Genomic DNA, 14989 nt, shown 5'->3' with positions numbered 1-14989 from the left:
CTATATCCTGCTCTTGCCATGTTAAAAGCTCTGTTAGGTGATCCGAATGCGCGTAAACTTAAAAAATATCAGCCTCTTGTCACGGATATCAACATTTTAGAGGAAGAAATTCAAAGCCTCTCGGATGAACAACTTCGGGCCAAGACAGGAGAATTTAAGGAAAAATTAGCCAAAGCCAAAAACCGAGACGACGAAAACCTAATCCTGGATGAAATTCTCCCAGAAGCGTTTGCCGTTGTCAGGGAAGCCGGAAAGAGGGTTTTGGGGATGCGACACTTCGATGTCCAACTCCTGGGCGGTATTATCCTCCACACGGGGCAAATTGCCGAGATGAAAACCGGGGAAGGAAAAACCCTGGTTTCCACCCTTCCGGCCTATCTCAACGCCTTAGCCGGAAAAGGGGTTCACGTGATCACCGTTAACGATTATCTGGCTCGACGGGATGCGGAATGGATGGGACAAATTCACCGCTTCCTGGGGCTGAGTGTGGGGCTAATTCAGCAGGAAATGAATCCCGACCAACGGAAGAAAAACTATAACTGTGATATTACCTACGGTACAAACAGTGAAATGGGGTTTGACTACCTGCGCGACAACATGGCGACCTCCATGGATGAAGTCGTGCAGAGGGTGTTTAACTATTGCATTATTGATGAAGTAGACTCGGTTTTAGTTGATGAAGCTCGGACACCTTTAATTATTTCCGGTCAGGTGGAACGTCCGAGTCAAAAATATATGCGGGCGGCGGAAGTTGCCCAAATGATGGAAAAGGAAGAACATTATGAAGTGGATGAAAAAGGCCGTAATGTTCTGATGACGGATGAAGGTTTTGCCCGGGCGGAAGAACTGTTTGGAGTTCAAGATTTATATGATCCGAATGATCCTTGGGCGCACTTTGTTTTTAATGCCTTAAAAGCCAAAGAATTATTTATTAAAGACGTCAACTATATTATCGGTAATGGGGAAGTCATTATCGTGGATGAATTTACCGGACGGGTGATGCCGGGACGCCGTTGGAGTGATGGTTTACACCAAGCCATTGAAGCGAAAGAACGGGTGGATATTCAACCGGAAACCCAAACTTTAGCTACTATTACCTATCAGAATTTCTTCCTGTTATATCCCAAATTATCCGGGATGACCGGAACCGCAAAAACTGAAGAATCGGAGTTTGAACGCATCTATAAACTGCAAGTTACTATTATTCCCACCAACCGGATTACCGGACGGGAAGATTTACCCGATGTGGTCTATAAAACCGAAGAAGGAAAATGGACTTCCATTGCTGAAGAATGTGCGGATTTACATAAAGAAGGGCGTCCGGTTTTAGTCGGAACAACGAGCGTAGAAAAATCGGAAATTCTCGCGAATTTATTACAACAACGCAAAATTCCCCATAATTTATTAAATGCTAAACCCGAAAACGTAGAACGGGAATCGGAAATTATTTCCCAAGCCGGACGCAAAGGGGCCGTGACCATTTCCACCAACATGGCCGGACGGGGAACGGATATTATTTTGGGGGGAAATGCGGAGTTCATGGGACGGCTAAAAATGCGCGAGTATTTGATGCCAAAAATTGTTAAACCCGATGATGAAAAGGAATTAGCCTTTGTCGGCGGAGCAGCGAGTCGTCGCCCCGCCGCCCAGGGATTTGATCAGAGTAAAAAAGCTAAAACCTGGAAGGTAACGACCCAATTATTCCCGACGGAATTATCGAAATCCACGGAACAAAAACTGAAGGAAGCGGTGGATTTTGCCGTGGGAGTCCATGGAGAACGCAATTTACCGGAGTTACAGGCGGAGGATTTATTAGCGGTGGCTTCGGAAAAAGCACCGACCACTGACCCGGTAATTCAGAAATTGCGCGAGGTCTATAACTTAATTGTTCACGAGTACGAAAACTTCACCAAACGGGAACATAACGAAGTGGTGGAATTGGGGGGACTTCATGTGATTGGGACGGAGCGCCATGAGTCCCGACGCATTGACAACCAATTGCGGGGACGGGCTGGACGCCAAGGTGATCCGGGTTCCACGCGGTTTTTCCTGAGTTTACAGGATAATTTATTACGGATTTTTGGGGGCGATCGCGTGGCCGGATTAATGGATGCTTTTCACGTTGATGAAGATATGCCCATTGAGTCTAAATTGTTAACGCGATCGCTGGAAAATGCCCAACGAAAAGTTGAAACCTACTATTACGATATCCGTAAACAGGTATTTGAATATGACGAGGTAATGAACAACCAACGGCGGGCAATTTATGCTGAACGGCGAAGGGTTTTAGAAGGGCAAGATTTGAAGGAACAAGTGATTAAATACGGCGAACAAACCATGGATGATATTGTGGAAGCCTATATTAATCCTGACTTACCTTCTGAAGAATGGGATTTAGAAAATCTTGTTACCAAAGCCAAGGAATTTGTTTATCTTTTAGCGGATTTAACCGCCGAACAATTGGTGGATTTATCCGTAGATGAAATTAAAACCTTCCTACATGAACAATTACGCAATGCCTATGATCTCAAGGAAAACCAAGTCAATCAAATTCGAGCCGGGTTAATGCGCGAAGCCGAGCGCTTCTTCATTCTCCAGCAAATTGATACCTTATGGCGCGAACATTTACAGCAAATGGACGCGCTGCGGGAGTCCGTCGGTTTACGCAGTTATGGGCAAAAAGACCCCTTAATCGAATATAAGAGCGAGGGATATGAGTTGTTCTTGGATATGATGACCGATATTCGGCGAAACGTGATCTATTCCATGTTCCAATTCCAGCCTCAACCGTCTGTTGTCTAAGGTGTTTACCCATTCTTGATCCCGGCTGTAGATTTTGTTTTTGAGTTTTTCCTTGACATCCCCAAATAATCGTGTATATTTGAGGGGTGTGAGGAGTGAAGTCTGAAAAGAAAAAGCATCTGGGGTCGAAACTCGGCCAGACTCCCAGATGCTTTTTCTATTAATAATTCAGCCCAAAATTCTTAAGAAGGGAACAGAATTAATGACGGGCTTGGGGTTCAGCAATATATTCAAAATCGGGTTCCGAATTCCAAGGGCCGCGACTATCTTTACCGTCACTAGAGAGATTATAGTAAATATTAACCGTTTCGTCCGGTTTAATATTTCCAAAGAACGGATCAGTTAATTTCCCTAAGGAATCTAAGGCTTTCATAAACATTTTGGTGTGGGAAATTTCACGGGTCAGTAAATAGACTAAGGTATCTTTTGTACCGGGGTCAGGCGCTAATTTAACTAACGCTTCATAGGTTTGTCGTGCCCCTGCTTCCGACGCAATATTGGCGCGTAAATCTCGAACCACATCGCCTCCTTCATTCACATAGGCGGCTGTCCAGGCTTGACCTTGAGAATCTAAAAAATGGGGGCCTATTCCCCGAACTGAAAATAAGGTACTGTTAAAGGCTTCCGTTTGATCCACATTTTTTGTATGGGCTTCTATTAGTTTTCCCACCATTTCTAAATGCCCAAATTCTTCCAGGGCAATATCTTGGAGCATATCCCGAATACCGGCATTTTCAACATGAAATGATTGCACCCAATATTGCAATGCTGCCGTTAATTCTCCCGTTGCACCGCCAAATTGTTCCAGAAGTAATTGGGCAAAACGAGGATTGGGTTCATCAATACGGACACTTTTTTCAAGGGGTTCTTTTTTATGAAAAAACATGAAATTCTCCTAATTAAATTAGCAAACACAACCCAGAAATTACATTAAAAATTGCTAAAATGTGTTTTATCTATGGAGTAGTCTATCAACTTCCTATTAACTTAACCTCTGTCTCAATACCGAGTTAAAATTTTCTTGATTTATACCCAATGACAGAGGAAGGTTTGATCGATCATCGCTCGGTAATACGGTCTTGAGAGGCGTAATTGATGAGGCAGATCTCCATTCAATTAGTATCAAAAAGCTATAGCAATCCTATTGGAGTTGTGTTCAAAATTGTTGATCAAAAGGGAACACTGGATCTGGGAACACCGGATAATACTTCTGACTGTTTCATGTCGGTAAAGTCGCCTTGTTTTGGATTGGGTTTGTTCTGACTCGCCCCTTTGGGTGCAACGGTGGGGGATGTTCCGACAAAAACCCATGAAAAAGGTAGCCTCGGTTATTATGGTACAGTCCTAACATCAAGAAAGGCTGTTTTGACCGGGCAAAGGGAAAACCCTACTCATTTTACCCTTGCCATGTTATTCTATCTGTAATGCAAAAAGAGGACTCCCGTTCAACCTGAAAGGTTAACCGCGAGATGAATTTTTGCCAATAAAAAACTGAGCGATAGCGAATCCTTTAAGCCAAATATTGTTAAATTAATAGCAGTAAGTGTTAAAATTATCAGAGCAGTAACCAGTAATGTGGGCTGCTAAAACCCAACTCAGTACCTAGAAAATTAAAGAGTGAAAGTATGGGGTTGTTGGCTGTAAAAACCTAGTCAACGTAAAACTTTCAAGGAAAGGTCAAACCTAGATATTAGCCGTAGGGCATACGGTAACTTGGACTAGAAACCCAGTATAAAACCCTTGTGGAGTCCTTCTGGCGGGGCATTGAGAGCCATCTTGGTGTCTAGTTAAGAGGCAATCACCAAAGAAGCAAGAATCTCCCGTTATAGCCGAAGGCTTAAAGGTGAGAGTGTCAAAGTTCTAGTTATCCCTGAGAGCAGCCGTTAACCAATCAGGTTGATCTAGGTTCGGTATCTTAAATTAATAACGGAATCGATATTTTCAGGTTGTATCAATAATTATTTTTTAGCTCTATTAACATTCTGAGTGATCACGGAAACTTAACCCACTCAGCCTAAATCAGTGCAGAAGGAAACAAACATGATTGCTTTGCCCGGATATCAAATCTTAGCACAAATCTATGAGAGTGTTAACTCCGTTGTTTACCGAGCCATCCGGGAACAGGATCGTTCGCCCGTAATTTTAAAAGTGCTACAGGGAGAATTTCCCCCTCAATCTGATATCCAAAAATATGAACGAGAATATAAAATCCTTCGCAACTTTAATTTAAACAGTGTGATTAAAGTTTATGAACTTCAAACCTACCAAAACACTTTAGTCATGGCCTTAGAAGATTTTGGCGGAGAATCGTTAAAAATCTTGTTAGCTACTCAGAAATTTACTCTATTAGGCTTTTTAACCCTAGGAATTAAAATAGCCCAAGGATTACGAGAAATTCATGCAGCTAACTTAATTCACAAAGATATTAACCCGTCTAATATTGTTTTTAATCCCGCCACCGGACAGGTTAAATTAATTGATTTTAGCATTTCTAGTGGATTAACTCAGGAATCTTTACGGCTCCATCCCCCGCAAAATTTAGAAGGAACCCTCGCCTATATTTCTCCCGAACAAACCGGAAGAATGAACCGCTCCGTAGACTATCGAACGGATTTTTATTCCTTGGGAGCAACATTCTATGAATTATTAACCCAACAGGTTCCGTTTCCCACCACTGATCCGATGGAATTAGTTCACGCCCACTTGGCAAAACAACCAATTCCTCCCCATGAAATTAACCCCGAAATTCCCCCAATTATTTCTCGAATTGTCCTGAAATTATTATCTAAAACCCCCGAAGAACGCTATCAGAGTGCCTGGGGATTAATTGCCGATTTAGAAGATAGTTTTAAACAAGTTCAAGCCACAGGAACCGTTAGCGAATTTCAATTGGGAATGCAGGATATTTCTGACCAATTTAAAATTCCCAAAAAACTCTATGGTAGAGAAACTGAAATTAATACCTTGATAGAAGCCTTTGACGGAGTGAGTCAAGGGAAAACCGAAATTTTGTTAATTGCTGGATATTCGGGAATTGGAAAATCCGTATTAGTCCAAGAAATTTGTAAATCAATTATTGAAAAACAAGGCTATTTTATTAGTGGGAAATTTGACCAATTTCAACGCAGTATTCCCTATTCTGCCCTAGTTAATGCCTTTTCTGAATTAGCCAGATTACTCTTAAGTGAAAGTCAAGAAAATTTAGATCAATGGCGGGAAAAATTATTAAGAATTTTGGGGCCAAACGGACAAATTATTATTGATGTAATTCCCGAAATTGAACTGATTATCGGCCCGCAACCGGCGGTATTAGAATTGGGTTCCACCGAATCTCAAAATCGGTTTAATTTAGTCTTTCAGAACTTTATTCGTCTATTTTGTCAACCAGAACATCCCTTAGTTATTTTTCTTGATGATTTACAGTGGGCGGACTCCGCTACCTTGAAATTACTGAAATTAATGTTAACGGATGAGGCTACCCAATATTTATTTTTAATTGGAGCATATCGGGATAACGAAGTTAGTCCTACCCATCCTTTAATGATGATGTTAGAAGGGTTAAAGTCCGAATCTTTTACCCCAGAAGCTGGTTCTGAAGGCTTAATTCATGAAATTCATCTCACGGCTTTAAATTTGGCACAGGTGACGGCATTGGTGGCCGATACTCTCCATAGCGATCGCCATACCGTTCTCCCTTTAGCCGAATTAGTCTTCAAAAAAACCGAGGGAAATCCCTTTTTTGTCAATGAATTTCTCAAAACTTTATATCAAGAAAAACTTCTGAACTTCAACTCAGAAAAAATTGCTTGGCAATGGAATGTTGCCGAAATTAAAGCACTAGACATCACCGATAATGTTGTTGAATTGATGATTGGTAAGCTCCAAAAACTCCCCACAAAAACTCAACAGGTTTTACAATTAGTTGCCTGTGTGGGGAATCAATTTGACTTAAATACATTATCCTTAATTTATAGTAAGGAATCCGTTGATACCTTCCAAGATTTATTACCCGCGTTAAAAGAAGGTTTAATTAAACCCCTACTGGATGCTGATAATTTGGAACCGGAACAAATTAATCCCTATCTAGTTCTGAATTATCAATTTCTCCACGATCGCGTTCAACAAGCCGCCTATTCCTTAATTGCCGACTCTCAAAAACAATCCGTTCACCTAACTATCGGTCGGTTACTATTAGCTAATACACCGCCCCAATATTGGTTGGAAAAAGTATTTGATTTAGTTGATCACCTGAATGTCGGTCGATCTTTAATTACCGATAAACAAGAAAAATTGCAACTGGTAAGTTTAAACTTAGAAGCCGGAAAAAAAGCCAAAGATGCCACGGCCTATAGTGCCGCCCGGGAATATTTAATTGCCGGAATTGAAATTTTACCCGATAATAGTTGGTTTGAATATTATTCCTTAGCCTTTTCACTGTATCGAGAACGAGCCGAGATAGAATACCTAAATGGAAATTTTGCCGAGAGTGAAACTCTAATTGAATTAATTTTACAACACTCTCAATCTAATTTAGAAAAAGCTGAAGTTTATAATCTACTTTTAATCCAATATACCTTACAATTAAAATATGAAGCCTCTATCAATGCCGGAATTAAAGCCTTAGCTTTATTTGGATTAGATTTACCCACAGAAAATCTACAAACGGTCATTCCCCAGGAATTAGAGTCCCTACAAAAATTGATTAATATTAATAACCTATCGACTTTCCTGGAGCAAAACCAAATTGTTGAATCGGAGAAAAAAATCATCTTAAAACTTCTCAATAATTTAGCCCCCTCCGCCTATGTCAGTAATCCGAGTTTATGGACAGTGGTAATTCTTAATGGTGTGAAAGTTGCGATTAAATCGGGATATTCTCCCGAAGCGGGATTTTTCTATGCCACCTATGGGATTCTAGTTGCTACAATCTTTAATCAATATCAAACCGCCTATGAGTTGGGTCAACTGGCTTTAAAACTTAATAAAAAGTGGAATTATCCCGTTTATAAAGTATCTGCATCCCTAATTAGTTGTCTCAACTATTGGTTAGAACCGATTAAGAATTCAAATGCTTTGGGTCATGAAGGTTATCAATCCGCTTTAGATTCTGGAGATTTGCAATATGCCGGTTATTTATTAAATAATCAATCTCTAAATTTAATGGCGCAGGGTGTAAACTTGCCTAAATTCTTAATTGAAGTTAAAAACTATTTAAAATTTGCCTATAAAACTGACAATCATCTAGTGATTGATACCTTAACAGGACTCCGAGGAATTCTGCTTAATTTAATCGATGAAACCCCAGATTTATTATCTTTTGATGCCCCAGAAATCACAGAAGCTGATTATCTCGAGAGTAGCCAACAAAATCAGAAATTCTATTCTCTGTGTCTTTACAAAATTTTTAAATTGCAAGTTCTCTACCTATATGGTCAGGTAGAAGCAGCCTTAAAACTCACCTTAGAAGTGGAAGAATTGCTACAATTCATTCTGGGATTGATTTCCGTCACAGAATATTATTTTTATTCGTCTTTAATTTTAATTGCAAATTTAGACAAAGTTTCAGAATTGCAACAACAGCAGTTTTTAGAAAAAATTAAAAGTAATCAAGAAAAAATTAAAACCTGGTCAGATAACTGTCCGACCAATTTCTTATCTAAATATCTCTTGGTCGAAGCAGAATTGGCTCGAATTTCTCAAGATTCCTTTGAAGCTATTGATTTATATGAACAAGCAATATCAACGGCACAGGAAGCAGGATTTATTCAAAATGTTGCCCTGAGTCACGAACTGGCGGCTAAATTTTGGATGAATCATCATAAACTTAAATATGCCAATCTTCACCTCAGAGAAGCCTATTACAGCTATCAACGTTGGGGTGCAGTTCGTAAAATTGAACAGTTAGAAAGCCAATATCCTCAACTCAAATATTTAGCCAGCCTTAAACCGTCCTTATTTGAAACTGAATCAATTACTCTAAGTACCTCCCATGGTAGTAGTTTAGCGTTATTGGATTTAAGCACCGTCATTAAAGCCTCTCAAGCTATCTCACGGGAAATTGTTTTAGAGAAATTATTAGCTAATTTAATGAAAATTGTGATTGAAAATGCGGGAGCTCAAAAAGGATTTTTAATTTTATATAAAGAGGAAAAATTAGTGATTGAAGCCGAGGCTTCCACGGATACGGAAGAAGTTATTGTTCATCCTAAAATCAACGTTGAAACCTCCCCTGATTTACCTTTAACCGTGATCTATTATGTGGAAAGAACAGGTCATGATGTGGTATTAATGAATGCTACCTTGGAAGGACAATTTACTCATGATCCCTATATTAATAGCCATCAAATTAAATCGATTTTGTGTACTCCAATTATTAGCCAAGGGAAACTTTTAGGGATTTTATATTTAGAAAATAACTTAACAGCCGGAGCCTTTACCTCAGAGCGAATTGAAGTTTTAAACCTCCTGTCTTCCCAAGCGGCGGTGTCTTTAGAAAATGCCCTGTTATATGCCTCCGTGGAAAATAAAGTTCAAGAACGTACCCAACAACTCAACGAAAAAAATTCCCGTTTAGAACAAACTTTAAATCAACTGCAACATACCCAAGCCCAATTAATTCAAAGTGAAAAAATGTCCTCTCTCGGACAGATGGTAGCGGGAGTTGCCCATGAAATTAATAATCCCGTGAGTTTTATTTATGGGAATCTTACCCCCGCCAGTGAATATGTTCGAGATTTACTCCGATTAATTCACGTCTACCAACAGGAATATCCTCAACCTAAACCCTTAATTACAGAAACCATTTCTGACATTGATTTAGACTTTTTAGTCACAGATTTACAAAAACTATTAGTTTCAATGAAAGTTGGGGCTGAACGGATTCGGAATATTGTTTTGAGTCTGCGAAACTTCTCCCGTTTGGATGAAGCGGAAATGAAACCTGTTGATATTCATGAGGGCATTGAGAGTACCTTAATGATTTTACAACCCCGATTCCGAGGGTCGGCCAACAGTACGGAAATTGAAGTGATTAAAAACTATGGTCAACTGCCAAAAGTGAACTGTTATGTCTCTCAACTCAATCAAGTTTTTATGAATATTATTAGTAATGCTATTGATGCCTTAGAACATCGTCGCCATCTTCTGAATCAGAGTGATTATCCCCCCACCATTACCATTTTTACCCAAAAAATCAACCATAATCAAGTTAAAATTGCGATCGCAGATAATGGTTTAGGCATGAGTTCAGAAGTGCTACAACGAATTTTTGATCCCTTTTTCACCACAAAACCCGTCGGTAGTGGGACGGGTTTGGGTCTATCGATTAGTTACTCAATTATTGTTGAACGTCATCAGGGTCAAATGAGTTGTAATTCCAAATCGGGAGAAGGAGCAGAATTTACAATTCTCATTCCTATTAATCAACATTTGGGGGACTGAACGCTTAGACTGATTGACTCGGTTGCAGAATTTTAACTGCAAAAATCATGGGGGGAATTGATGAAATTTATCCGTAATTTGAAATTCAACAAAGGAGAACTTACCCGATGAAAAATCCCCAGCTTTTAGTTGACTGGGGAAAGCGCGAATTGAGAACGTGCGATAGTTTCTACAATCTAACCCCACAGGATTTGCTGAGACATCTACCTTTAGATAGATATGGCAACTGAGTTAATAATTTAGCCAATTGATCAGGATTTTTGTATCTGCCGTTGGAAATCTCCTGCTTTATCTTTAACTTGTCCAGCACCTTTAGAAGCCTGACGTTTAATATCCGTTGAGGTTTTTTCCGCCGCCTTCTCGACTTGATTTAGGGCTTTTTTGGTGTTACCTTCAGCCTTCTTAATGTTCTTTTGGGTTCCTTCCATCAAATCCCCTGCCATTTCACTGGCTGAGTTACTGACTTTTTCTGATACATCTTTCACCCGTTTCACAATATCTTGGTCACTGTTGTTATAGGCATACATCTGGCCTTTTTCCGTAGATTTAACGGGGCTAGGAAGTTCACTGGTTAATCCTTTATCTGGCTTGGGACTGCTCGCTCCCGTGGGAGGATTATTACTACAAGCGGTACTGATAAACATTAATAACCCTGCAAAAAAAACACCTAAAATATTTTTGAAGGATATAGACCGCAGAGCTTGAATTAATTTCTTCATTTTGATGATTCCTAAACTTTGATTAAATCTGTTTGAATTTCCTTTATCACTTACCTACCTTAAAATAAATCAATTGTTTCAACCTCTAGCTCAAGGAATATATTTAATAATATAATCCCATTTTCTTCTATTCATTTCGGTTAAAATGGGATTATATTATAATCTCAACAACTAACCGACTAGGTTGCTAGTGGTAGACCCATTAGAGGACAAACTGGCTCAAAACCCGCCCAGATTGCTTGCTGTTTAGCTTGATCAATATAATCCAACTTCGGGGTCAACTCCGGCAATAATTGGAAAAAAGATCGGCTGGAACATTTGAGAACCACTATCGTTCTCAGGGTTGGATCTTTAACTTCCCTGCAAAAAACAATTAAAATCTGAGAAATTCCACCGAAATCATCTTGGCGATCGCATCATCTGATAGCATCATTGTATAATGGGTCAAGGGTAGGTTTTCACCCACAGCAGAGGAAACCCGAAAAACTAATGGCACGGATACCCATCCATAACATTAGGAATTGTAGAGTAATCTGTATGTTTAACATTTAAAACTGAAATTCTCTATTAGCATGACATCTGAACATATCTGCCAACGCTCCGAAATTCTCGGCACTCAAGTGATTACCCGTGACAGAGGGAAACGACTTGGGATCGTCAGCCAACTCTGGGTAGACGTCGATCAGCGTGAAATTGTGGCGATCGGAATCCGTAATAATATTCTAGCGATCGCTGGAATGCCAAAATTTATGTACCTGAGTAGTGTCCGCGAAATCGGGGACGTAATTTTGGTGGATGATGATACCGTCCTCGAAGAAGACGTGGATGTAGAAAACTACAGCACCCTGATCAATAGTGAAGTGATCACCGAAACCGGGGAACCCCTGGGACGGGTGCGGGGCTTCAAATTCGATACCCGCGACGGCAAAATACAATCCTTGATTATCGCCTCCCTTGGTCTGCCTCAAATTCCTGAACAAGTGATCAGCACCTACGAATTATCCATTGAGGAAATTGTCAGTAGTGGCCCGAATCGGTTAATTGTTTTTGAAGGTTCAGAAGATAGACTCCAACAGTTATCCGTCGGTCTGTTAGAACGCCTAGGTTTAGGAGAAGCTCCTTGGGAAAAAGAAGAGGAGGGAATGTATTATCCCCCAACGGTGAAACCCGCTAACCAGCTAGGAACCGGACTTCCCCAAACCACGCCCCAACGAGGCAGTCGCGCCGCATCGGTGGTTCAGGAAGAATCCTGGGACGAAAATGACGCCTGGGAAGAACATCCGGACCCAGTCGAGCCCCTGCGCCAACCCCAACCGATTTACAATGACTATGAGGAAGAAGATAACTGGGGCGATGTCGAACGGGATGAAGATGACCGCTATCGAGAACGGGAATTAGTTCCGATTGAACCGACTCCGCGTAAAGAACAAAAATTCTATGCCAAAGAGTTAGACTATGAATATGAAGATGAGGTAGATGCCGAAGCTTGGGATGAGGGCGAAAATCCCAAACCCTATCAACCTCCCCGGATTAATATTCCTGAAAAAACCAAAATCCCTGAATACGAGGAATAGGAACGATACTCCACAACCCAATAACCAGATAACCCTCGGCTGAACACTGGGGGTTAATTTTGTTGAATAGGTAAACCCCTGAATTTGTAGATCGTATTTGAGAATACAGAACCATAGTAAGAACCAATGGCAAAAATACTACTTTAACCAGGAAAGACTTTTGGTTTATAGGGAAAGATGGGGTAACGTGCTAAAAAAACTAGGAATTATTGGATTAGTAACATTTATTCTATTAACTGGCCCTCTGACGGGAACAGCTTGGGCGCAAGCAGCAGCAGAAAACCCGATTAATCCCGGAGATACTGCTTTTATGTTAGTTTCGGCTGCCTTAGTGCTGTTTATGACGCCCGGTTTAGCCTTCTTTTACGGTGGCTTAGTGCGCTCTAGGAACATCCTGAATACCATGATGATGAGTTTCATCTTAATGGGCATTGTCGGCGTTACCTGGGTATTCTGGGGATATAGTCTCGCCTTTGATGTCTCAACTCCCGTCTCGGAAGGTTTTGGCCAAGGCATTGAACAATTCATTGGCGGGTTAGATTGGGTATTTTTAAATAAAGTCACAGCCGAGACACCTGATCCCATCGGCTATGCAGCCACCCTCCCCCACCAGTTGTTTATGGTGTATCAGATGATGTTTGCCATCATCACCCCAGCCTTAATTTCCGGGGCGATTGTGGAACGCATCACCTTTAAGGCTTACTTTTGGTTTGTCGTACTCTGGTCTACATTTATTTACTCTCCCTTAGCCCATTGGGTTTGGGGTCGAGGTTGGTTACAAGCCATTGGTGCTTTAGACTTTGCCGGGGGAACCGTTGTCCATATTAGTTCCGGGGTATCGGCGGTAGTTATCGTTTGGATAATTGGCTCGCGGAAAAATTTTATGGTGGTTCCCCATGCTCCCCATAATGTTCCTTTTGTCCTATTAGGGATTGGGATGTTATGGTTTGGCTGGTTTGGCTTTAATGCTGGCAGTGCTTTAGGTGCAGGTTCTTTAGCTACCGTGGCCTTTGTCGCCACCATGGTTTCAGCATCAGCCGGAGGATTGACTTGGGCAATTGTGGAATGGTATTTACGCGGTAAACCAACAGCCGTTGGGATTGCTAGTGGTTTCCTCGCCGGGTTAGTCGGGATAACTCCCGCAGCAGGATTTGTTACCCCCGTTGCTGCTATTTTAATCGGTTCTATCACAGCCGTTTGCTGTTTCTATGCCGTCAGTTGGCGGGTGAAATTAGAATTTGATGACTCTTTAGATACCTATTCCGTTCATGGTATCGGCGGAACTGTTGGGGCTATTTTAACTGGAGTTTTTGCCACAAAAAGTGTCAATCCTGCCGGGTTTGATGGACTTTTATATGGAAATCCAGGACAATTAATTCCTCAAATTGTTGGGGTAGTTGCTACCTACATTTTTGCTGGGGTTGGCACTTTTGTCATTATCAAAATTCTGGGTTCCTTCATGGAACTGCGAGTTAAACCGATGGTCGAAGAACAAGGTTTGGATATTGACCAACATGGAGAAGAAGCTTATGGCGAAGACTATGCTTCAGGTTTAAGTTTTGTAACTGGAAGCTTTGCCGGAAAAGAAGGTTAATTTTAGGATAGGGCCGTTTGATTCGGCCTTGTAAACCCTAAAACCTAACCCACTAAATCCCTTCCCCCGCCAAATCCCGAGGGAAGGGAAATCAATTAATATTTTTAAAATCTCTAATAAATTTAATATTAGAAATTCTTCCGCGATCGCTATAGCAGGGAACAGGGAACAGGGAACAGGGAACACCGGAGGAAAAGAGTTAACCGTCTAGGTTTCAGTATCAGTCTATGTCCTAACTGCCTTGGCGGTTGCTATATTTTTAAAACCCTTAATTCATCACTTGAGAGTTAGCAATTCTCCAAAGTCCATCCCACTGTTCTAAGTTATAACGCACTAATTTTGTATTAAAGCTACTTTCGATAATTTTTCCATTTTTATATAAGGTCGTATCTTCGGTCACTTTGACTTCTATGGTAGCTTTATTTCCTGATGCTGCAAATCGTTCTATGGATTCCACTTTCTGGACTCCATATTGATAATAGCCATTATTTTCCTGTAAAAAATTAATTGCTTTTAAACTATCCGCATATAATACACCCGTAGTTAAATTTCCGAGCGATTCACGGTCAAAGGGAGGGGCAAAAATTCTGGATTTGGTATTTAACCATTGTGTGATTAAATCCGCGGCTTTTCCAATGGTTATGGATTCGCTATTTTGAGTCAGTTGATTGACAATTGGCGGATCTTGTAAATCCCAGGAGGGATTTTTGATCGGGGTTTTTGCTTCAACTATCTGACTCATACCAGAGGAGAGAATGAGAGTTAATGTTAATAGGATTGGTTTCATAATGGGTAATGGGTAATGGGTAATGGGTAATGGGTAATGGGTAATGGGTAATGGGTAATGGGTAATGGGTAAT

The 14989-nt window shown here is 40.7% G+C and carries 8 protein-coding genes; 4 read left to right on the top strand and 4 right to left on the bottom strand.

Features of this window, described 5'->3' with window-relative positions; all coding sequences use genetic code 11:
- Window positions 1–18: 18 nt before the first annotated feature.
- A complete protein-coding gene (gene secA / locus PL9631_RS03560) occupies window positions 19–2802 on the top strand; it encodes a preprotein translocase subunit SecA (protein WP_083617044.1) in 2784 nt (927 codons plus the stop codon).
- 199 nt (window positions 2803–3001) lie between these two features.
- Here the strand turns inward: secA and PL9631_RS03555 are convergent, their stop codons facing one another.
- Window positions 3002–3688 (bottom strand): manganese catalase family protein, encoded by a 687-nt coding sequence (locus tag PL9631_RS03555; protein ID WP_083617040.1) that lies wholly within the window; start codon window positions 3686–3688, stop codon window positions 3002–3004.
- 1154 nt (window positions 3689–4842) lie between these two features.
- Between PL9631_RS03555 and PL9631_RS03550 the strand changes: the two genes are divergently transcribed.
- A complete protein-coding gene (locus PL9631_RS03550) occupies window positions 4843–10242 on the top strand; it encodes a trifunctional serine/threonine-protein kinase/ATP-binding protein/sensor histidine kinase (protein WP_083617036.1) in 5400 nt (1799 codons plus the stop codon).
- 251 nt (window positions 10243–10493) lie between these two features.
- On the opposite strand, the gene PL9631_RS03545 is transcribed toward PL9631_RS03550, so the two are convergent.
- Together PL9631_RS03545 and PL9631_RS26950 are read right to left on the bottom strand one after the other, a co-directional pair.
- Window positions 10494–10961: a DUF6658 family protein gene (locus tag PL9631_RS03545; RefSeq protein WP_083617032.1), complete on the bottom strand. Its 468-nt coding sequence runs from the start codon at window positions 10959–10961 to the stop codon at window positions 10494–10496.
- A 373-nt stretch (window positions 10962–11334) separates the two neighbouring features.
- Window positions 11335–11457, bottom strand: coding sequence for a hypothetical protein (locus PL9631_RS26950; protein ID WP_269321680.1), 123 nt, complete (start codon window positions 11455–11457; stop codon window positions 11335–11337).
- 76 nt (window positions 11458–11533) lie between these two features.
- Here PL9631_RS26950 and PL9631_RS03540 point away from each other — a divergent pair, with 76 nt between their 5' ends.
- Window positions 11534–12535, top strand: coding sequence for a PRC-barrel domain-containing protein (locus PL9631_RS03540; RefSeq protein WP_083617028.1), 1002 nt, complete (start codon window positions 11534–11536; stop codon window positions 12533–12535).
- A gap of 187 nt (window positions 12536–12722) precedes the next feature.
- Window positions 12723–14129, top strand: coding sequence for an ammonium transporter (locus tag PL9631_RS03535; RefSeq protein WP_231516633.1), 1407 nt, complete (start codon window positions 12723–12725; stop codon window positions 14127–14129).
- A 268-nt stretch (window positions 14130–14397) separates the two neighbouring features.
- On the opposite strand, the gene PL9631_RS03530 is transcribed toward PL9631_RS03535, so the two are convergent.
- Window positions 14398–14989, bottom strand: a 592-nt coding sequence (locus tag PL9631_RS03530) for an ARC6/PARC6 family protein (protein WP_231516632.1), incomplete at its 5' end; no start/stop codon positions are given.

Origin of the sequence: Planktothrix paucivesiculata PCC 9631, assembly GCF_900009265.2 — a bacterium.
GTDB classification, from domain to species: Bacteria; Cyanobacteriota; Cyanobacteriia; order Cyanobacteriales; family Microcoleaceae; genus Planktothrix; species Planktothrix paucivesiculata.
The sequence above is the reverse complement of the archived record's forward strand: the minus strand, read 5'-3'. Positions and strand labels throughout refer to the sequence as shown.